General features: G+C 48.0%; 19 protein-coding genes and 1 tRNA gene. 13 read left to right on the top strand and 7 right to left on the bottom strand.

What is annotated here, in order from left to right; translation table 11 throughout:
• Together IQ219_RS04735 and IQ219_RS04740 are read right to left on the bottom strand one after the other, a co-directional pair.
• Positions 1 to 619 (bottom strand): PmbA/TldA family metallopeptidase (locus tag IQ219_RS04735; RefSeq protein ID WP_368667566.1); only part of this gene is annotated, 619 nt, incomplete at its 3' end.
• A gap of 87 nt (positions 620 to 706) precedes the next feature.
• Entirely contained in the window at positions 707 to 1,546 is an 840-nt protein-coding gene (locus tag IQ219_RS04740) for a tetratricopeptide repeat protein (protein ID WP_194071887.1), read from the bottom strand.
• 433 nt (positions 1,547 to 1,979) lie between these two features.
• Here IQ219_RS04740 and IQ219_RS04745 point away from each other — a divergent pair, with 433 nt between their 5' ends.
• Both IQ219_RS04745 and IQ219_RS04750 read left to right on the top strand, forming a co-directional pair.
• The gene (locus tag IQ219_RS04745) at positions 1,980 to 2,261 is read left to right on the top strand and encodes a type II toxin-antitoxin system YafQ family toxin (RefSeq protein WP_194071893.1); all 282 of its coding nucleotides are present in this window, start codon (positions 1,980 to 1,982) and stop codon (positions 2,259 to 2,261) included.
• A gap of 166 nt (positions 2,262 to 2,427) precedes the next feature.
• Complete coding sequence (locus IQ219_RS04750) at positions 2,428 to 5,685, top strand: glycoside hydrolase family 9 protein (protein ID WP_194071888.1); 3,258 nt, start codon at positions 2,428 to 2,430, stop codon at positions 5,683 to 5,685.
• A 204-nt stretch (positions 5,686 to 5,889) separates the two neighbouring features.
• Here IQ219_RS04750 and IQ219_RS04755 read toward each other — a convergent pair whose 3' ends face one another.
• Positions 5,890 to 6,177, bottom strand: a complete 288-nt coding sequence (locus IQ219_RS04755) for a hypothetical protein (RefSeq protein WP_194019338.1) — start codon at positions 6,175 to 6,177, stop codon at positions 5,890 to 5,892.
• A 148-nt stretch (positions 6,178 to 6,325) separates the two neighbouring features.
• Positions 6,326 to 6,565, bottom strand: a complete 240-nt coding sequence (locus tag IQ219_RS04760; RefSeq protein ID WP_228016714.1) for a type I restriction-modification system subunit M N-terminal domain-containing protein — start codon at positions 6,563 to 6,565, stop codon at positions 6,326 to 6,328.
• 232 nt (positions 6,566 to 6,797) lie between these two features.
• Between IQ219_RS04760 and IQ219_RS04765 the strand changes: the two genes are divergently transcribed.
• From IQ219_RS04765 to IQ219_RS04805, 9 genes are all read left to right on the top strand, one after another.
• Positions 6,798 to 8,306, top strand: coding sequence for a ferredoxin--nitrite reductase (locus tag IQ219_RS04765; RefSeq protein ID WP_194019337.1), 1,509 nt, complete (start codon positions 6,798 to 6,800; stop codon positions 8,304 to 8,306).
• A gap of 203 nt (positions 8,307 to 8,509) precedes the next feature.
• Complete coding sequence (gene cynS, locus IQ219_RS04770) at positions 8,510 to 8,959, top strand: cyanase (protein WP_194019336.1); 450 nt, start codon at positions 8,510 to 8,512, stop codon at positions 8,957 to 8,959.
• A 15-nt stretch (positions 8,960 to 8,974) separates the two neighbouring features.
• Positions 8,975 to 10,147, top strand: a complete 1,173-nt coding sequence (locus IQ219_RS04775) for a molybdopterin molybdotransferase MoeA (protein WP_194019335.1) — start codon at positions 8,975 to 8,977, stop codon at positions 10,145 to 10,147.
• Positions 10,123 to 11,106 carry a GTP 3',8-cyclase MoaA gene (gene moaA / locus IQ219_RS04780; RefSeq protein WP_194019334.1) on the top strand — a complete coding sequence of 328 codons (984 nt, stop codon included), beginning with the start codon at positions 10,123 to 10,125 and terminating at the stop codon, positions 11,104 to 11,106. Before IQ219_RS04775 ends, moaA begins: the two co-directional genes overlap by 25 nt.
• Positions 11,107 to 12,150, top strand: coding sequence for a cyclic pyranopterin monophosphate synthase MoaC (gene moaC / locus IQ219_RS04785; RefSeq protein ID WP_194019333.1), 1,044 nt, complete (start codon positions 11,107 to 11,109; stop codon positions 12,148 to 12,150).
• The gene (gene moaD / locus IQ219_RS04790; protein ID WP_194019332.1) at positions 12,134 to 12,379 is read left to right on the top strand and encodes a molybdopterin converting factor subunit 1; all 246 of its coding nucleotides are present in this window, start codon (positions 12,134 to 12,136) and stop codon (positions 12,377 to 12,379) included. The genes moaC and moaD overlap by 17 nt, the downstream gene beginning before the upstream one ends.
• Positions 12,380 to 12,384: 5 nt before the next feature.
• A complete protein-coding gene (locus IQ219_RS04795; RefSeq protein WP_190598125.1) occupies positions 12,385 to 12,822 on the top strand; it encodes a molybdenum cofactor biosynthesis protein MoaE in 438 nt (145 codons plus the stop codon).
• 154 nt (positions 12,823 to 12,976) lie between these two features.
• Positions 12,977 to 13,261: a DUF4090 family protein gene (locus tag IQ219_RS04800; RefSeq protein ID WP_194019331.1), complete on the top strand. Its 285-nt coding sequence runs from the start codon at positions 12,977 to 12,979 to the stop codon at positions 13,259 to 13,261.
• A gap of 154 nt (positions 13,262 to 13,415) precedes the next feature.
• Positions 13,416 to 14,945, top strand: a complete 1,530-nt coding sequence (locus IQ219_RS04805) for a YifB family Mg chelatase-like AAA ATPase (RefSeq protein WP_194071889.1) — start codon at positions 13,416 to 13,418, stop codon at positions 14,943 to 14,945.
• A gap of 39 nt (positions 14,946 to 14,984) precedes the next feature.
• Here the strand turns inward: IQ219_RS04805 and IQ219_RS04810 are convergent.
• Positions 14,985 to 15,065: transfer RNA gene (locus IQ219_RS04810), tRNA-Leu, on the bottom strand.
• A gap of 134 nt (positions 15,066 to 15,199) precedes the next feature.
• Complete coding sequence (locus IQ219_RS04815; RefSeq protein ID WP_194071890.1) at positions 15,200 to 16,120, bottom strand: PhzF family phenazine biosynthesis isomerase; 921 nt, start codon at positions 16,118 to 16,120, stop codon at positions 15,200 to 15,202.
• 144 nt (positions 16,121 to 16,264) lie between these two features.
• On the opposite strand from IQ219_RS04815, the gene IQ219_RS04820 reads away from it, so the two are divergent.
• Positions 16,265 to 16,462: a hypothetical protein gene (locus tag IQ219_RS04820; RefSeq protein ID WP_194071891.1), complete on the top strand. Its 198-nt coding sequence runs from the start codon at positions 16,265 to 16,267 to the stop codon at positions 16,460 to 16,462.
• Positions 16,463 to 16,764: 302 nt separating this feature from the next.
• Entirely contained in the window at positions 16,765 to 17,802 is a 1,038-nt protein-coding gene (locus IQ219_RS04825; protein WP_190598121.1) for a LysR family transcriptional regulator, read from the top strand.
• A gap of 102 nt (positions 17,803 to 17,904) precedes the next feature.
• Here IQ219_RS04825 and IQ219_RS04830 read toward each other — a convergent pair.
• A partial coding sequence (locus tag IQ219_RS04830) for an AarF/ABC1/UbiB kinase family protein (RefSeq protein ID WP_194071892.1) occupies positions 17,905 to 19,528 on the bottom strand: 1,624 nt, incomplete at its 5' end.

The raw sequence follows: 19,528 nt of genomic DNA on the forward strand, positions 1-19,528 counted from the left end.
CATCAATGTCCAGGCTGGCTAAATCCCGGCTGATCTTCATTTCTCCGGCACTACGGGGCTTTTTGCCTTCCTGTTCTGCTCGACTGTAAAGATAAATGGAAGCATAGGAACGGCATTCATAACGTTTAGCCCCAGCACTGTTGAGATAAAACCGCTCCGTGGTCTGTTCCGATAAACCGTTATAGGGCACTCCGGTAATGGCGGGATGGCTGGCCAGCAGGTCCTGTTCTGCTTTGACCAATGTGGCAATTAAATCCCCCATGGGGGCCGGTTCCGCCACGTCATTTTCAGCGCCACCGATGGGCACTTGGGCTTCGGGACTGAAGTCGGGAATATTATCGGTGATGCCAAAAGCACTGGCTTCGGCGGCGGTTTCCAGGGCTAAACTAATGCCGGCCGCATCCAAATCTGTGGTGCTGGTGACCCCCACTAAACCTTTGTCATTCCAAACCCGTACAATCACGCTGGCCCGGTTGGAAGCTTCTACCTGTTTGGGTTCACCGGAATCCACTTCGACTCCGCTGTCATCCACGGAAGAACCATAAATATCGTATTGTTTAATTCCCAGGGCGGCGGCTCCTTGGTGGGCATGGTCGGCGATCGCCTGAATATCGAGCATAGTCTTGTGATTATTAGGACTGAATAATTCCAATTTAACGAATGGACGGGGCCGGGAGCTATCAATTCCCTCGTGGGTGGGGATGCCTTAACTAAGACTCAAAAATTTATCCAACGCACTGATCACGCTGGGAGGCCAGCGGCGGACTTGTTTGACCCAGTCTAGATTTTGGTAACGGCTATCTACCCCCACAGCGGCCACCCAGTTACTTTCTGCTTCCCCCTGTTGTCCATCTACCCACAGTACGGCGGTGAGGGCGGCCCGCATATCAGCAAACATGGGATATTTTTTTACTAAACGGCGCATGGTTTGAATGGCCTCTTCTTTTTGCCCCAATTCATACAGGGCTAGGGCAGTGTTGGCCTGGGCAAAGGCAAAATTAGGGGCGATCGCCGTGGCTCGCTGAAAATCCTCTAGGGCGATGGTCCAATGGCCCAAACCCCCTTCCGCATTACCCCGATTATTGTAGGCAAAGGCATCTTCGGGGTTAACGGTTAAAACCTTGTTATAGTCGGCAATGGCGGCTTTAAATTCCCCTTTCGCTTCCAAGGCAGTACCCCGGTTGAGGTAGGGATCCGCCTGCCCCGGTGCCAACTCAATAGCTCGGTTGAAATCGGCGATCGCCTCGTCCAATTTGTTTTGGCTCACCCGAGAATTGCCCCGATTACTCCACACGGCGGGATTCTGGGGGAACTTCTCAATCAATTCCGTCCAATATTTTTCAGCGGTGACAAAATCCCCCATTTCCGTGGCGGCAAAGGCTTGATCGGCGAGGCCATCCCCTACCTGTAACTCCTCATCGGTGACAGGACTGACATTTTCTGTGGCCCAGACTGGGGCAGGGCAGAGAATTAGTAAACCGACCAGTAAAATTCCCCATAGATAGGGAGTCAGCAAAGCCAAACTTTTTTTTGCAAAGGGAATCATTGAAAATTTTTTTGGTATGTTAAGTCGAGTGATGATGGTGTTCAACCCAGAAGGAGAGCGAATTTTAGGTGTATTTTCCTTGCCCAGTCTCTGGTTATTGTACCTAAAGTTATTCAGCGAAGCATCTGGTAGCACAAAACCTTTAGTGTAGACCTTTAGTACTATACCGCCACAACAAACTCAAGGAATCTAAAGGAATTTACTTATTATCTGATTATCCCAAAGAGGAAAATGAATAATGCCACAAGCAATGCAATTCTATCAAATCCCAGAAATTATAGACGGTCTTTCTATCAATGAACAACATGAATTAATTGATCTTGTTCGGCGTCGTCAAACAGAATAAAGAAGAGAAGAAATTGCTCAAAATATCCAAAAAGCTTGTCGAGATTATCAGCAAGGAGAACAATTTCGAGGAAGTATTGACGAGATTATTGACGAACTAAATGATGATAAGTTAGTTTTAACTGCCTCTTTTAAACGGGTGTTTAAAGTGGTTATTAAGAGAAATCCAGATCTGAAGAGAAAGATTGAAGCAAAATTAAGACTGTTAGCCGCAGATCCTTATAATCCTGTCCTCAGAAACCACAAACTAAAGGGTAAATTATCTGGTGCCTGGGCTTGCAGTGTTGAGTATGATTGTCGCATCATATTTAATTTTGAGAAAAATCAAGAAAATTTACAAGAAGAAATAGTTTTAGATGAGGTTTACTGACCAAAAAATTTGTCAAATTTAGTGTATTTATCTTTAGGCGTAGATGGAATATTGGGTCAATATAAGCCAAAGCCAGTTAAAAACCCTCCACCTGAAGGGTTTAGGTTTCCAGGGATTGTTGCTTAAGTTGTAAAAAGTATCCCCATCCCCTTTAAAGCTCCTCGCCATGAACAGTACCAGTACCCTATCCCCCCTCACCGTAGCCGTGGGTGGCTCCCTCTGGTGGAACGGTTTTACCGCTGATTTCACCATCACCAACACCTCCAGCACCCCCCTCACTAACTGGACCTATACCTTCGACACTGTCCATAAAATTTCCGGTAATCCCTGGGGGGCGACGTTCACTAGCGTAGATTTGGGCAATGGCATCACCCGCTACACCCTCACGGGGGCCGGTTGGGCATCAAGTATTCCCCCTGGTGGCTCTGTCACCATTGGCTTTAACGGTACTCAGGGCACGGCGATCGGTAACAGCGGCTCTTTAACCTCCGCCCTATTGTTCACTAACGCTGGGGGCAATACGGGGGGCACGGGGGGAGATCATCATCATCACGACCCAGATCCTATCCCTGATCCGGTTGTGGATCCCGATCCCGTAACACCTACCGATCCCGTGGTGGACCCTAATCCGAATCCTGGCACCGGCAGAGTGTTTGCGATTAATCCTGCGGCGGTCGATATTGTTGGTTTTAATCCGGCTCTAGATAGATTAGATTTTGGCGATGTGTCGGTGCACAACCTGATCGTTGGTAAGACCAGCACTGGGGAAGTGGCCATTATCAATCCCTGGGCTTGGACCCCAGAGTTCCAAATTATTCAGGGGGTTAGTTTTACCGATCTGACGGCAGCAAATTTTGGCATTGTGCAAAACGAGCATTTACGCCAGGACATTGGTGGGGTGCTCAGTTGGGAATTGGGTTTGGGGGCTAGGAATAACAACACAGTTTATGTGCGTTCCCATGAGTATGGGGTGCAGGAACGGATTGAAAATTTTGACCCTGCCACCATGAAGCTGAGCTTTCTCTACTACGGCACCAGAGAAAGATTAACAGTTACAGATACAGCGGAGGGTTTATTAATTGCCACCCAACCCACGGGGCAAACTCTATTGCTGGTGGGGATTACCCGCGGTCAATTGATTCCTGCCAATTTAGAATTTCACCATGACCAGGTAGTAGAAGACCGGTTGGAAGATGCTTTTGGGGTTACTGTCGCTCAAGTTACCATTGTCAGCCGCACTGGTTTAGCTACGCCCCAGGGCCCTGCAGGGCAAATTACCGACGGCCATCAGAGTCGGCCGGGCAATGGCTTAACCCCCATTGGCGGAGGGGAATTTAGCGGTGGGGCTGGGGGCCATGGCAGTGGCGATGACCACAGTCACCATGATCATGACCACGGCGGCGGTATGGACCATGGTTCTGACCCCGGTGATGGCATGGGAGGAGGCACTACCAATCCTCCCGCAACAGACCCGGATCCAGTTACTCCCCCACCCACTGATCCCGTTTCTCCGGGTAGTCCTTTTACTGTCACGGTGGCAGGCAATCGTTGGTGGAATGGTTTTACGGCGGAATTAACCGTAACCAATACCTCTAATACACGGCTTAATAGTTGGAGCTTTAGCTTCGATACGGTGCATAAAATCTCCGGTAGTCCCTGGGGCGCCACTGTACAGGGGACGGATTTAGGCGGAGGTATTACCCGTTATGTGGTCACCGGCAGTGAATGGGCGGCAGCCATTGCCCCTGGCGCTTCAGTCAAAGTTGGTTTTAATGGTACCCAAGGCACGGCGATCGGTAATGATGGCAGTTTAAACGCCGATCTGCTTTTCTTCGGTGGTGCTATTGTCGGCCAACCTAGTGCCGGTACTGGGGATAATACCGGGGGAACTCCCACTAATCCCAATCCCCCCACTGACCCGATTAACCCAGACCCCAATCCTGTTGATCCGCCGGCGATCGCCAATGGGGACCATAATTACGGCGAAGCTTTACAAAAGTCCTTCCTGTTTTACGAAGCGAATCGTTCTGGAGACTTGGATGAAGCCACGAAACGGATTGACTGGCGGGGAGATTCTGGCCTGAGGGATGGGCGAGATGGCATTTATTTTGGTGGACAAAGTAATGGTAATTTGCAAGCGGGTTTGAGCCTAGACCTAACTGGGGGCTACCACGATGCGGGAGACCACGGCAAATTTGGTTTACCCCTCGCTTCTACTTTGACCACCCTGGCCTGGGGCGGTGTGGAATTTACAGCCGGTTATCAAACCAGCGGCCAAATGGATGACCTCCTCGCAACCATACGGTGGGGGACAGATTATTTGCTCAAAGCCCACGTCACCAATGCCAATGGGGAAACCGTATTTTTTGTCGCTCAAGTGGGGAATGTGTCGGCGGATCATTCCCTCTGGAGTGCTCCGGAAAGCCAAACCATTGCTCGACCAGCCATGGCAGTCACCCCAGATAAACCTGGTTCCGATGTAGCGGCGGGATCGGCGGCGGCCCTAGCGGCAGCTTCCATTCTGTTCCGAGAAGCGGGGGATGTTGCCTATGCCGATGAATTGTTAGTTAATGCCCAATCCCTCTACCGTTTTGCGGATACCTACCGGGGTAAATATTCCGACTCCATTCCCGAAGTGCGGAACTATTACAATTCCTGGAGTGGTTACGAAGACGAATTAGCCTATGGGGCAGCGTGGTTATCCCGGGCAGTGAATAGTGCGGGGGGAGATGGTTCTGCCTATCTGCAAAAAGCCTTAAATATTTACAACAGTGACATTGGCGGTCTAAGCCGGGGTTGGACCCACAATTGGGACGACGCTTCCTATGCCACGGCGGTAATCCTAGCCCAAGACACGGGCAATCAAGCCATTAAGCAAGATGTTACCCGCTGGTTAGATGCCTGGGTCAATGGCACCGATGGAGTCCAAATTACCGACGGTGGGTTACGATTCATCAGTCAATGGGGCTCCCTCCGTTATGCGGCCAATACGGCAATGTTGGCGGCGGTGTACTCAGATGGCTTAACTGACCCCAACGGGAAGTATGCCCAGTTGGCCCAGGATACGGTGGACTATATTTTGGGCAGCAATCCTCGTAATGCTAGCTATATGGTGGGTTACGGCAACGATTTCCCCCAACAACCCCACCATCGGGCCGCCTCGGGAGTCGGCTGGGACGGTTTCCGCAACGGTTTACCCAATGAACATGTTTTATTCGGTGCTTTGGTCGGAGGCCCCACTGCGACCAATGATTTTAGCTATAACGATTCCCGGGATGACTACATCAGCAATGAAGTGGCCATTGACTACAATGCCGGCCTGACTGGAGCCTTGGCTTGGTCCGTAGAACAGTTCGGTGGCAATCCTCTCACGGCGGCTCAATTGAATGCTTTACCAGGTATTTCAGTGCCTCAAGGGATGTAGCAAAACAAGCTCAGAATACTAAGGGGAGAACGGCAACTCCCCACCACTCCTAACTTCTTGATGGCGATCAGTGAATGAATAGTCGCACTGGTGGATCTTACGGCGATCGCCGATGCAATTAACTAGGCAACTTCATCTTGATTGAGACGAGTATAGACATTTTTCATCATTAATTCTTTGACCAAATCACCAAAGGATGGGTCTTCAAGGACTCGCTTTGGCATGGAGTCGGGAGGAAGTCACCACCATCGCTTTGGCTTTACCACCGATTTTGTGGATGACGAATTGGCGGAAATGCTCAATGATAATCTCGGTTTTTTTGCAAAGGTCATGGGGATGTAGGCTCACAAATCGGGCGATCGCCTTGGCTGCTTTTTTCTTATTGAATTCGGGGTCATCTTCAATGGCTTTGGAGAGGCGGAAAAATCGCTGGTAGGTGATGTAATTTTGGAGGACATTGAGAATAAAACCTTCCTCAATGGCTTGGCGCATGGAGTAAAGATGAAAGGGTTCTGGTTTACCTGTTTGGTCTTGCTGTCCAAAAATGGCTGGGGTTTTGGGTTTGGGGGTGGCGGTAAAGGCGAAAAATGAGAGATTACTTTGCTGACCACGGGCGGCGGCAGATTTTTCTACGGCTTCGTTAATGCCATCTTCTGCGTGTTTTCATTTTCCTGTTCCTCCTGGGCAGTTTCTTCAAGGTTTGGAGCAGAGAGTGACCCAATACCTTTTCCTTGGTGGGTTGCAACACACAATCCAACCGCCGTAGGACCGTCATCGGCAGAATAACTTTGCCATAATCCGACTGCTTATAGTCTCCCCGCAGGAGATCCGCCACCGACCAAATCAGTTCGCCTTTATCACTGGGTTGAAATTGAACCATGAATCACTAACAAAAACCTGGGGTAAGTCTTTCGATACTACATTGACATCCCCAATTATCGTCCATTCCATGGGCTGGAATACCAAATTATCGGCCCGATATTCCAACAAAAGTTAACGCATAGTCTAAATGCACAAACCGCATATAGGTAGGCTGAGTGTAATTTACGTTACAAAATTTAACGAAATGGGAACCCTATAGTGATTTCTACTGTTATCTGGCTTGAAGCGTTGTGGCTAATAAATTTGAGACCGTTAAGGCAACCAAAGATGGTTTGGCTGTCCGGGCTGAGTTGGAGCATTTTGCCCAGATTGGTTGGGAAAACATCCCCGAAGAGGACAGGGATCTACGCTTGAAGTGGTTGGGCATTTTTTTTCGCCCTGTTACCCCCGGGGAGTTCATGCTCCGTTTTCGCATTCCCCACGGCTTGCTCACCAGTCAGCAGTTGCAGGTCATTGGCGACATTATTGACCGCTACGGCGATCGGGGCAATGGGGACATCACCACCAGGCAAAATTTGCAGATTCGGGGCATCAAAATTGAAGATATTCCCGATATTTTTAGCAAGCTGGAAAGCTGTGGCCTGACCTCTGTCCAGTCCGGTATGGATAATGTGCGTAACATTACTGGCTCCCCGGTGGCAGGGTTGGAAAAGGATGAATTGATTGATACCAGAGACCTGGTGCAACGGGTACAGGACATGATCACCAATGGCGGTCAGGGTAATCCCGAATTTACCAACTTGCCCAGGAAATTTAACATTGCCATTGAAGGAAGTCGGGATAATTCTGTCCACGCAGAAATTAACGATGTGGCCTTTGTGCCGGCCTATCGGGAAGGAATTTTAGGATTCAACGTGGTGGTAGGGGGCTTTTTCTCCTCCCGTCGTTGTGAGGCGGCCATTCCCCTGGATGCTTGGGTGCAACCGGATCAACAGGTGGTGGATCTGTGCCGAGCTATTTTGGAAGTCTATCGTGACCATGGTTTGCGGGCTAACCGTCAAAAGTCCCGCTTAATGTGGCTAATTGATGAATGGGGAGTCACCAAATTTCGGGAGGAAGTGGCCGCCAAGTTGTCCTTTCCCCTGTTAACAGCGGCTCCCAAGGATGAGTTGGACTGGGATAAGCGGGATCATTTGGGAGTTCACCCCCAGAAACAGGCGGGGTTAAATTATGTGGGACTCCATGTGCCGGTGGGCCGTCTCTATGCCAATGACTTTTTTGAATTCTCCCGTTTGGCGGCAAGCTACGGCAGTGGGGAAGTGCGGCTGACGGTGGAACAAAATTTAATTTTGGTCAATGTCCCCGACGAAAAACTTGAAGCACTTTTAGCGGAACCTTTACTGGATAAATTTAAGGTTAATCCTGACAACCTAAAAAGATCGGTGGTGTCCTGTACGGGGGCGCAATTTTGTAAATTCGCTCTGATCGAAACGAAAAATCGAGCCTTGGCCATGGTGGAGGCGTTGGAAAAGGAACTTACTGTGCCAAGTCCAGTGCGGATCCATTGGACTGGATGTCCCAACTCCTGTGGCCAACCCCAGGTGGCGGACATTGGCTTGATGGGCACAAAGGTGCGCAAAGATGGCAAAACGGTGGACGGGGCAGACGTTTACCTAGGGGGGAAAGTGGGTAAAGATGCCCATTTAGGAACCTGTGTCCATAAGAGCATTCCCTGTGATGAACTCCAGCCTTTGCTGGCTCAGATTTTAATTGAACAATTTGGTGCAGTGCGGCGTTGATTTTAGCACCCAAGTTCTGGTTAATTCTGCCATCGATAACATCTCCAGATTTATCGGCAGTAGTACTCTCTGGGCTTTTCCCGTCAGAATCCCATGGCGGTAGATTTTTCTGGGTGCCCATGGTCCTTGCATAGGCGGGTCAATCTGTAGTCTGAAAATTAATTCCGTTGAATTGAAACTATTTAATTAATAGGGAGAACTCCATGTCGAGTACTGAAATTTCTGCCATTACGACAAAACTTCTGGAAGCGAAAAAAGCCAAGGGAGTCACCTTCGCCGATTTGGAGCAATTGCTCGAACGGGATGAAGTCTGGATTGCCGCTGTGATTTATCGACAGGCCAGTGCTTCCGTTGATGAGGCGGAAAAACTTCTTCAATGCCTCGGCTTGAGCGGTGATCTTGTGCCCGAACTTACTGCTCCTTCGGTTAAGGGTTTGGGACCAGTGGTTCCCACGGATCCCCTCATTTATCGCTTTTATGAGATTATGCAGGTCTATGGCATGCCCATGAAGGAAGTGATCCATGAAAAATTCGGGGATGGTATCATGAGTGCCATCGACTTTACCCTCGATGTGGAAAAAGAAGCAGATCCCAAGGGAGATCGGGTTAAAGTGACGATGAATGGTAAATTCCTACCCTACAAGAAATGGTAATGGGGAGCGTCCGAAATGATTTCCGTTGCCGCCGCTGTTGAAATTATCCAAACCCATTGGCCGGATTTTGGTGATACCACCATTGATTTTGATGGTAGCTATGGGGCAGTTCTGGCGGAATCCATTGAGGCCGACCGGGATTATCCCCCTGGCGATCGGGTAATGATGGATGGCATTGCCTTGGCTTGGTCAGAATATAACCAGGGCCGTCGTCAGTTCAACCTTTTAGGGACGGTGGCGGCAGGCGATCGCCGATGTAGTTTACCGGACCAGGCCGGTTGCTTAGAGGTGATGACGGGGGCCCTACTACCCCAGAATTGTGATTTGGTTATTCCCTACGAAGAGGTGGCGATCGCCGATCATCAGGTGAAAATTGTTGATCTCCGGTCAAGAAATCCAGGGGAATTTATTCACTCAAAAGCTAGTGATTGCCGATCAGGAACAGTTATTTTAGAATCTGCTTCAAAGTTAAACGGCCCCGCTTGGAGCATCATTACTTCCTTTGGAAAAACTAAAGTCAAAATTAAGCAAACGCCCCGCATCCAAATTATTTCCACCGGGGATGAATTGGTGGAAGTTACTCAAAAACCAGAATCTCATCAGCTACGTCGTTCTAATCTTTATGGACTCCAAGTATCCCTACAAAGTCGAGGGTTTCAGAATCTAAACTTGAATCACTTAGCTGATGATCAAGAGGTAATTATTAGCCATTATCAACGGGCTAAACTGGAGTATGACATTTTGATTTATTCCGGTGGCATTTCTAAAGGTAAATTTGACTATTTACCAAAGGTCTGGTCTGAGCTAGGCGTAACTAAATATATCCATGGCGTGGCCCAAAAGCCCGGTAAGCCGATGTATTTTGGTGTTGATCATCAGGCTAAAACTGTTATTATTGGTCTGCCGGGAAACCCTATTTCTAGTCTTGTTTGTTTACATCGCTACTTTTTGGATAATCCTCCAATCTACGCCCAGTTAACTAGGGATTTTACTTTTAAAAAAGATTTGACCTATTTTTTACCTGTTAAGCGAAGTTATACTCCCCAGGCGGTGATTACAGCTGAGCCGCTGCCCGTCAAAAACTCCGGGGAATTTATTGCCCTAGCTAACAGTGATGGCTTTTTGGAACTACCTCAGCACCAAGCATATTTTCAGGCTGGAGAATGTTTTCCTTTTTATGCCTGGTAGAATTAGCATTGCCCATGTCCCAGACCTTAGTTGATAGTTATGGCCGCCGCATTCGTAAATTGAGGGTTTCCCTCACGGATCAGTGTAATTTGCGTTGCCATTATTGTATGCCAGTGGACGCAACATTTCTTAATCAATCGACTTATTTATCTTGTCAAGAATATGGGGAAATTGTTGGAGAATTAATTGAATTTGGCTTGGAAGAAGTCCGCCTAACCGGGGGAGAACCTTTGCTGAGAAGTAACTTCGCCGAAATTGCCCGAGCCATTGGTCAATTAAAACTTAAAAAAATTGGTTTGACCACCAATGGTATTGTTCTAGATCGACATTTGGATACCCTTAGGGAAAATAATATTCTGGATTTAAACGTTAGTCTCGATAGTTTAAATGTTAAAACTTTTCGGGAAATCACCCATGGCAATTATCTGAAAATAATCCTTCGTAATCTCGAATTAGCCCATCATCAAGGATTTAAGATCAAACTCAATACGGTGGTAATGAGGGGGATTAATGATCAGGAAATTTTTGATTTGATTGAATATGCTAAACAATGGGATATGGAGATTAGATTTTTGGAAATTATGCGCATTGGATATGCCTGTCAACAGCAGGAAAGAACATTCATTTCTGCCCAAGAGTTGCTGACCAAAATTCAACAAAAATATAATTTGAAACCGATCCAATCGGCCTTGGACGCTACGGCTTTTCGCTATAGCACTAGCTGTGGGGGCGTAATCGGTTTTATTGCGTCCGAATCCCAGCCATTTTGCGGTCATTGTTCCCGTTGGCGGCTATCGGTAGATGGGACTCTGCGGGCCTGTTTGCTTAAAAATGAAGGGGTTAACATTCGCAACTTTTCGCCATTGGAACGTCAGCAAGTTTACTGGCAATTACTGGGAATGAAGCCCTATTTGCGACCCCCCGAAGTTAGCCATGCCATGCATCAAATTGGAGGATAAATGTTTACCCATCTCGACGAAAATCAACAGCCCCGCATGGTGGATATTAGTCAAAAAGTAGCTGGCGATCGCCGGGCAGTGGCCCAGTGCATAGTGCAGTTACCTAAGGCCATCAAAGATTATTTAACAGGGCAGGAAATTGTTCTGAAGAAGGGGCCAGTGATTCAAACAGCGATTATTGCTGGCACCATGGCAGTGAAAAAAACAGCGGATCTGATTCCCTTTTGCCATACCTTACCAATCCATGGCTGTAAATTTGATGTCAAGATTGTTGACCAAGGACAAGATTATTTGGAGATAATTTTGCAATGTGCTGTTAATACTAATTACAAAACTGGGGTAGAAATGGAAGCCCTTTGTGGAGTCTCCGTGGCGGCATTAGCAATTTACGATATGTGTAAATCCATCAGCTCTGAAATTATTATCAAAAACACTCAATTAATAGAAAAGACCGGTGGCAAAGCCGATATTAAGCAAACTCCTCTCTACGGTTTAGTGTTGACCGGCGGAAAAAGCAAACGCATGGGTAAGGACAAGGCGTTAATTAATTATCAAGGGCAACCCCATGGGCAATATATCTACGATTTATTATCAAAATATTGTGAACAAGTTTTCCTCTCCGCCCGCCCCGGCCAGTGGCAAGGCACTGCGTTAGAAAATTTACCTACCTTAGTTGACGAAGGAGAAAGTGTGGGGCCGATGTCGGGAATTTTAACGGCGTTGCAGAGTTATCCCCAGGTTAATTGGCTAATTATTGCCTGTGATTTGGTCTATATCAATAGTACAATGGTGGAAAAGCTAATTGCCCATGCCCGCCAAGATTTGGTGGCAACTTGCTACGAAAATGCTGATCAAGGTTTTCCCGAAGCGTTGTGTGGCATTTACACTCCCCTTGCCCTAAAGTTATTTACTAAAGCGAAACATATTGGTTTACATTGTCCAGTTAAAATTTTACAAATGGCGGATTACCAATTGATCAAGCCTGACAATTTACTTGACATTGCCAACGTTAATAGCCCAGAAGATTATGTCCAAATCAATTAAGTTAAGGTATTTTGCTTCTCTCCAGGAACAGGCCAAAGTTGCGGAGGAAAATTTAATCACCGATCTAAATACCTACCGAGAACTTTATGATTTATTGTCGGAGCGTTATAGATTTAATTTGTCTTCTACTCAAGTAAAAGTTGCAGTCAATGATGAATTTACCACCATGGAAAATATAATTTTAGACCAGTCCACTATCGTTTTTATCCCCCCCGTTGCTGGGGGCTAATTTCCATGGCTTTAGCTTTATTTGACATTAGTGACCAACCGATTAATACCCAACCTTTAATTGCGGCTTTAGAGTATGACCAGGCTGGAGCCTTGGTAACTTTTGCCGGTTGGGTCAGAAATCACAATGATGGCAAACAAGTTAACTCTTTGGAATACCAGGTTTATCAGGAGTTAGCCATTAACGAGGGCTTTAAAATTATTACTGAAGCTAAGGAAAAATATGATCTTCACCAGGCGATCGCCATCCATCGGAGTGGCCATTTAAAAATAGGGGAAACCGCGGTGTGGGTGGGGACAGTGGCTAGCCATCGCCAAGCCGCTTTTCAAGGCACTCAGTATGTTATTGACCAAATTAAATTGAGATTACCGATTTGGAAAAAGGAGCATTATCTCAATCATCCGGCCGCATGGGTTTATTGCTCCCATCACCACAGTCACTAGATTGTTAATCATCTAGCCAGGTGGAGATTAATAATATTTATTGATGGCACTGATTTGATTTAATCGTCGCAATTATCTGGCGGATATTGGTGATTTTAGTGACCTTTTTTCGCTAGGATAATTAAAGCAAAATAACTCGAGGGTAATATTGATTATGGCTAATACAACCAAAGGAGCCGATGCCATTGACCAGGCGATCGCCGCTGGCATTGATTTTGATGGCAGTGCTATTCCCCCAGCCAAACTGGAACTCTATCATCAAGTGATGGGTTTGGAAGCAGGGCGGCAACGCAGTGGGGTTAGTAATACCATGCGCTCCCGCATTGTCCGCATTGGAGCCAAGCATATTGCCCAGGCAGAATTAGACCAAAAATTGATTGACGCTGGCTTTGCCCCCCTCAAGGATAAAGAAATTGCTTTTTTCTATGGCGCTAAGTAATTTAGGTTGCCTTTAAGCAGAGTAGTTATCTCCCTGGCTGGCTAGACTTAGAACCCATTGTCGACCTCCAGGGTGGGGGAGCTTTAGTGAAAATTTTCCCATGCTATCTTGATAGATAAAATCAGGCTAAGTGAACTGAGTTTGTGGATCGATTATGTTAGCAAGGGTTTGGAGTGCTTCCCTGTTGGGCATTGATGCCATCAAGGTCGGAGTGGAAGTGGACGTTTCTGCTGGGTTACCGGCGATCGCCGTGGTGGGACTACCAGATACGGCAGTGCAGGAATCGAGGGAACGGGTCAAGGCGGCGTTAAAAAATGCGGGCTTTGCTTTTCCGGTACGGCGCATTGTCATTAACCTCACCCCGGCGGATTTACGAAAGGAAGGCCCCAGTTTTGATCTACCCATTAGCATTGGCGTCCTCGCAGCATCGGAACAGGTGGATGCCCAACTGTTTGGGGATTATTTGTTTTTAGGAGAAATGTCCCTAGATGGCAGTTTAAGGGCGATCGCCGGGGTTCTTCCCATTGCGGCCACAGCACAAAAAATGGGTCTAGCGGGCATAGTAGTACCGTCCGGTAATGCCTTGGAAGCCTCCGTGGTGCAGGGCTTAAAAGTCTACGGCTTCGACCATATTAAAGACGTGGTGGAATTTCTTGGAGCACCGGAAAAATTCACCCCAGTTAATGCCCAGGATGCCAAGCAACAGTGGAGCATGCCCCTACCTTGCCTGGATTTAAAAGACGTGAAAGGGCAATCCCATGGCCGGAGAGCCTTAGAAATTGCCGCCGCGGGGGGCCATAACTTGATTTTTGTCGGGCCACCGGGCAGTGGTAAAACCATGTTGGCTAGGCGTTTACCGGGTATTCTGCCGCCGCTCCATTTTGAAGAAGCACTGGAAGTGTCCCAAATCCATTCCGTAGCAGGATTGCTGAAGGAACGGGGGCAGTTAATTCGTCAGCGCCCTTTTCGCAGTCCCCACCATTCGGCTTCCGGCCCTTCCCTAGTGGGAGGCGGTAGCTTTCCCCGGCCGGGGGAAATTTCCTTGGCCCATCGAGGGGTTCTGTTTTTAGATGAATTGACAGAATTTAAACGCAATGTGTTGGAATTTTTGCGTCAACCCTTGGAGGACGGGCAAGTTACCATTTCCCGCACCAAGCAAACCATCATGTTTCCTGCCCAATTTACCCTCATCGCCAGCACCAATCCCTGTCCTTGTGGTTATTTTGGCGATCCAATTCAAGCCTGTTCCTGTTCTCCCCGCCAGAGGGAAATGTATTGGTCCAAGCTTTCTGGCCCCCTGATGGACCGTATCGATTTACAGGTGGCGGTGAACCGCCTTAAGCCGGAGGAAATGACCAGCCAAGGCCAGGGAGAAAATTCAGAACCAGTGCGACAAAGGGTGGCTAAGGCCAGGGCCATGGCGATCGCCAGATTTAGTAAAGACTCAAAAATTAGTTGTAATGCCGAAATGCAGGCGGGACAATTACGTCAATTTTGTCAGTTGGATGAAAACTGCCGTCAACTGCTGGAAGGAGCGATTAAAAAACTGGGGCTCTCCGCCCGGGCCATGGACCGAATTTTAAAGGTATCCCGCACCATTGCTGATCTAAGCCAATCGGATCATATCCAAGCATCCCATCTGGCCGAAGCAATCCAATACCGCACCCTAGATAGGTTCACCTAATGTTTACCCCTAAGGTGGAACATTAACTTCGTTTTTTAATGCGGACGGGGAGACTCGAACTCCCACGCCAAAGACACTAGAACCTAAATCTAGCGCGTCTACCAATTCCGCCACGTCCGCGTCCGACCAACCATCCTATCACAATCCCCTCAGTTTTTTCCTATTTGCCTAGGCAAATAATGGGTGAATCCCTTCTTCACTGGGGTTGGGGTAAAGAAAGAAGAAAAATTTCTGTCCCCAGGGGTGACACTTCCCTAATTTCCCAGGTTCATAAAACCCTCTGATACTAAAACCGATCGCCCGGCCACTTTCACTGCCGTAATCGTCTGATTTTCTTTCACCACAGTTAACTGTAATTGGCTGGGCCTTCCCAAGGCTTGGCCCTGTTCAATCTGCCAGTGATATTGCCCTGACGCTCCCAGGCGATCGCCTAAGTAACCACCTAACGCCGCTACCCCGGAGCCAGTGGCCGGATCTTCCGCAATGCCTAAACCGGGGGCAAACATCCGCCCGTGGATCAACTTGTTATCTAATAAACCTAGGGCAGGATCCGCTGGGGCCAGACAATAAACGCAATGGGCCCATTGATCCGCCAATAGGTCTTGCCAAACTGATAGTTTAAAACTAATCCTATTTAACGCCTCCTCATCCACCAAGGGAATAAATAAAAAGGGCAACCCACAGGAATAGGGCTTTGCTTCATATTCCCCTTGCTGTAGTTGATCAATGGATAACCCCAAAAGCAGGGCTAAATTTTGGCTGGATGGGGCGAAACCCTGGGTTTGGGGAAGTTGGGCCACGGTTAATTCCGTTTGTACCAACTGTTCTTGATCGTAGTGGAGGGTAACGGGTACTAGGCCCACTGGCTCTTCCAACTGCCAAGTGGTGGTGGCTAAAGGGCTGGGGGGCTGGAGCAAACCCAACAGATAGGCGGCCCCAATGGTGGGATGCCCGGCAAAATCCAATTCTGTTTTGGGGGTAAAAATCCTCAGGCGGAAATTCCCCACTGCCGTCGCTGGAGGCAACACAAACACCGTTTCAGAATAATTGATTTCCGCAGCAATTTTCTGCATTTGCCCATCGGTCAAACCCTGGGCATCGGGAAAAACTGCCAGGGGATTACCGCCAAAAAGTTGGTCGGTGAACACGTCAAGGGTGTAAAAGCGATAGCGCATAGGACTAACTGGAGAATTGAGAATCAGAAAAAAAGGGATGTAAATTTTTGTTTCTGTATAAAATGTTACAGAATTGTGTGTTATAAATATTAAAGAGGGTAATTAACCAAAACTTTTTTCAGCAATCGTCAAGAGGTATTCACTATGTCTACTCAACAACAGGCCCGCGCTCTCATGATGCGCCACCACCAATTTATTAAAAACCGTCAACAGTCTATGTTGTCTCGGGCTGCCGCTGAGATTGGCGTAGAAGCCGAAAAAGATTTTTGGACCACTGTACAGGGCAAACCCCAATCCAGTTTCCGTACAACCTATGACCGTAGCAGTGCTTCCCTCAGTTAGTTTGACTTTGGCTAGGGTATTCAGCGCTGAATGCTTTAGCACGGGGTTGGAGTGCAGTGGAGTAACAGAAATAAGCTAATAGCCACCATTTTGTGGATTTTGCAAAGGGAGGGAGTAAATTAACTGCCCTCTTTTTTGCGTCGGTTAAAGTAAATTGACTTTTTTGAGCGGGATCGGCCTTGATGTTAACTAGGCTCCCATCGATGAATTAGACCCCGGGCGATACCGTTGTAAAGGCTCTAATTGTGGTACTGTCAGTGCAATAGGGCTGTCCCTGTCTTGTTCATCGTTTGGCTGGATCTATGTCGGATATCCCGTTCACGCTGGATCAACTTCGCATCCTCAAGGCGATCGCCTCGGAAGGCAGTTTTAAACGGGCGGCAGACACATTGTACGTTTCCCAACCGGCAGTTAGTTTGCAGGTGCAAAACCTGGAAAAGCAGTTGAGTGTGCCTTTATTTGACCGGGGAGGGCGCAAGGCTCAATTGACGGAGGCGGGGCATTTACTGCTCAATTACGGCGAAAAAATTATTACCCTCTGCCAAGAAACCTGTCGGGCGATCGAGGATTTACAAAATTTACAGGGGGGAACCCTAATTGTGGGGGCTTCTCAAACCACAGGTACCTACCTCCTGCCCCGGATGATCGGTATGTTCCGGCAGAAATATCCCGATGTAACGGTGCAATTGCAAGTCCATTCCACCCGCAGGACGGCCTGGGGCGTGGCCAACGGTCAGGTGGATTTGGCCATTATCGGCGGCGAGGTACCGGCGGAGTTGCAGGAAACTTTGACAGTATTGCCCTACGCGGAGGACGAATTGGCCCTGATTTTGCCAGTGTTCCATCCCTTGGCCCAGGCAGAGACAATCCAAAAGGAAGATCTATACAAGCTTAAATTTATTAGTCTTGATTCCCAATCTACTATCCGCAAAGTGATTGATAAGGTGTTGAGCCAGGGAGAAATTGACCCCAAGCGCCTTAAAGTTGAAATGGAGCTCAATTCCATCGAAGCGATTAAAAATGCGGTGCAGTCCGGTTTGGGAGCGGCCTTCGTCTCCACCACGGCGATCGAAAAGGAATTGGAGATGAATGTGCTCCATATCGCCCCGATTAAAAATGTGGAAATTCGCCGGGTTCTTTCGGTGATTATTAACCCCAACCGTTACCGTTCCAAGGCTTCCGCCGCTTTCATTCGAGAAGTATTGCCCCAATTTTCCACCCATCCCGATGCCCTCGACCCCGAAAGGTTATTCGCTAATCCCTACAGCAACAATAACGGCGATCGCCAAGGGGATGGCAAGGACGGCAAAGGGGGAATTGAAATCGATTCAGTAACGTAGATAGGTCAACAACAGAGTCAAGGTCAATTGACCCCAAGGCAAAGAACTTGATTACGGTTGCGATTGGAATTAATTGTTTGAACCTGGTAGATTGGGCAAAAGTTACCTTTGGGGCAGAATAGTGCTCACCCCGGCGAGGGAAAATTCCCGCACTGCGTTCCAAGCGACGCTTACTAATTCCTGGGGCTTAAAGTCATCCTTCACCAGACCCCAAATTCTTTGCACTTCATCCGTATGCAGGCGATCATCCTCCGTTAAAGCCAGGAGAATTTGCCGCCGCAGATATAAACCTTCCTCGGAAAAGAGGAACTGCAAACCCAATTGGGCTGTGGGCAAAAGGTCAAACTTGGTATCAGAACGGGCAATGCTGAGCATATTTTCCAACCGTTGCCATTGGAATTTGCCATTTTTAAACAGCACATCAATGAGTTGGCGCCGCAGTTGGGGAGATTCCCCGGTTAATAAGCGACGGGCTACGTAGGGATAAGCCACTTCGACAATTTTGAAATTGGGGTCTAAGCTCAGGGCTAAACCTTCTTGGGTCACTAAGGAACGAATAATCAGAGCAAATTTGGCCGGTACTCGGAAGGGATAATCATACATCAACTCGGAAAAATCGTCGGTGATGGTTTTAAAGTTAAAGTCTTGGACGCTCTGGCCAATGGCACTGCCAAAAACATTCTCTAGGGCAGGAATAATGGGGGTAATGTCAGTGTTGGGAGCAAGAAAACCGAGGGCAATAAAGTCTTCTGTGAGGGCTAGGTAATCCTTATTAATTAACTGGACAATGGAGCTGGCAATGGTTTCCTTGGTACCCGGTTCTAACTGGTCCATCATGCCAAAATCAATGTAGGCCATGCGACCGTCTAAGGTGGCAAATAGGTTACCGGGGTGGGGATCGGCATGGAAAAAGCCATGTTCCAGCAGTTGCCGGAGCCCGGAAGTAACGCCAATTTTGATGATGTTGCTGGGGTCGAGGCCCGCCGCTCGAATTTTATCTATGTCGGTTAATTTAAAGCCTTGAATCCATTCGAGGGTGAGGACTTTTTGATTGCTGTATTGCCAATAAATACACGGCACTTTAACATCGGCGTCGCCATGGAAATTTTCGGCAAATTTTTCGGCATTACGACCCTCGTTTAAATAATCAATTTCTTCAAACAGCTTAATACCAAACTCATCCACAATCAAAGTTAAGTCGTGGCCGAGGTTGAGGGGCAGAAATCGCCCAAATTTTTCCGCTCCCAAACGCATCAGATATAGATCTAAGCTAAGCCGAGGGCGCAGATTGGGGCGCTGTACTTTCACTGCCACTTCTTCGCCACTAAAAAGCATGGCACGGTACACTTGCCCTAAACTAGCGGCGGCCACGGGATGGGCGGAAATTTCCCGGTATGCTTCGTCTACTTTCATGCCCAATTGCTCTTCCATGAGCCAAAAGGCAAGGTCATTGTCGAAGGGCGGTAATTGATCCTGAAGTTTGATTAATTCTTCTAAAAAGTCTCGCCGTACCAGATCGGGCCGGGTGGAGAGGGCCTGACCCACTTTGATAAAAGTCGGCCCCAATTTGGTTAGTAATTCCCGTAAATCCTCCGCCCGTTGCCGTTTGTAATATTCCACCTGATGGGTCCATTGATCCCAGAGCAAACAGGTGAGGAAAAAACCAAAGGACCAGAGCACCTCCAGGGCCCGGCTAAGTACTTTCCAGGGACGACGACGGTAATAG

Origin of the sequence: Synechocystis sp. LEGE 06083, from assembly GCF_015207725.1 — a bacterium.
In the GTDB taxonomy this organism is placed as follows: domain Bacteria; phylum Cyanobacteriota; class Cyanobacteriia; order Cyanobacteriales; family Microcystaceae; genus Synechocystis; species Synechocystis salina.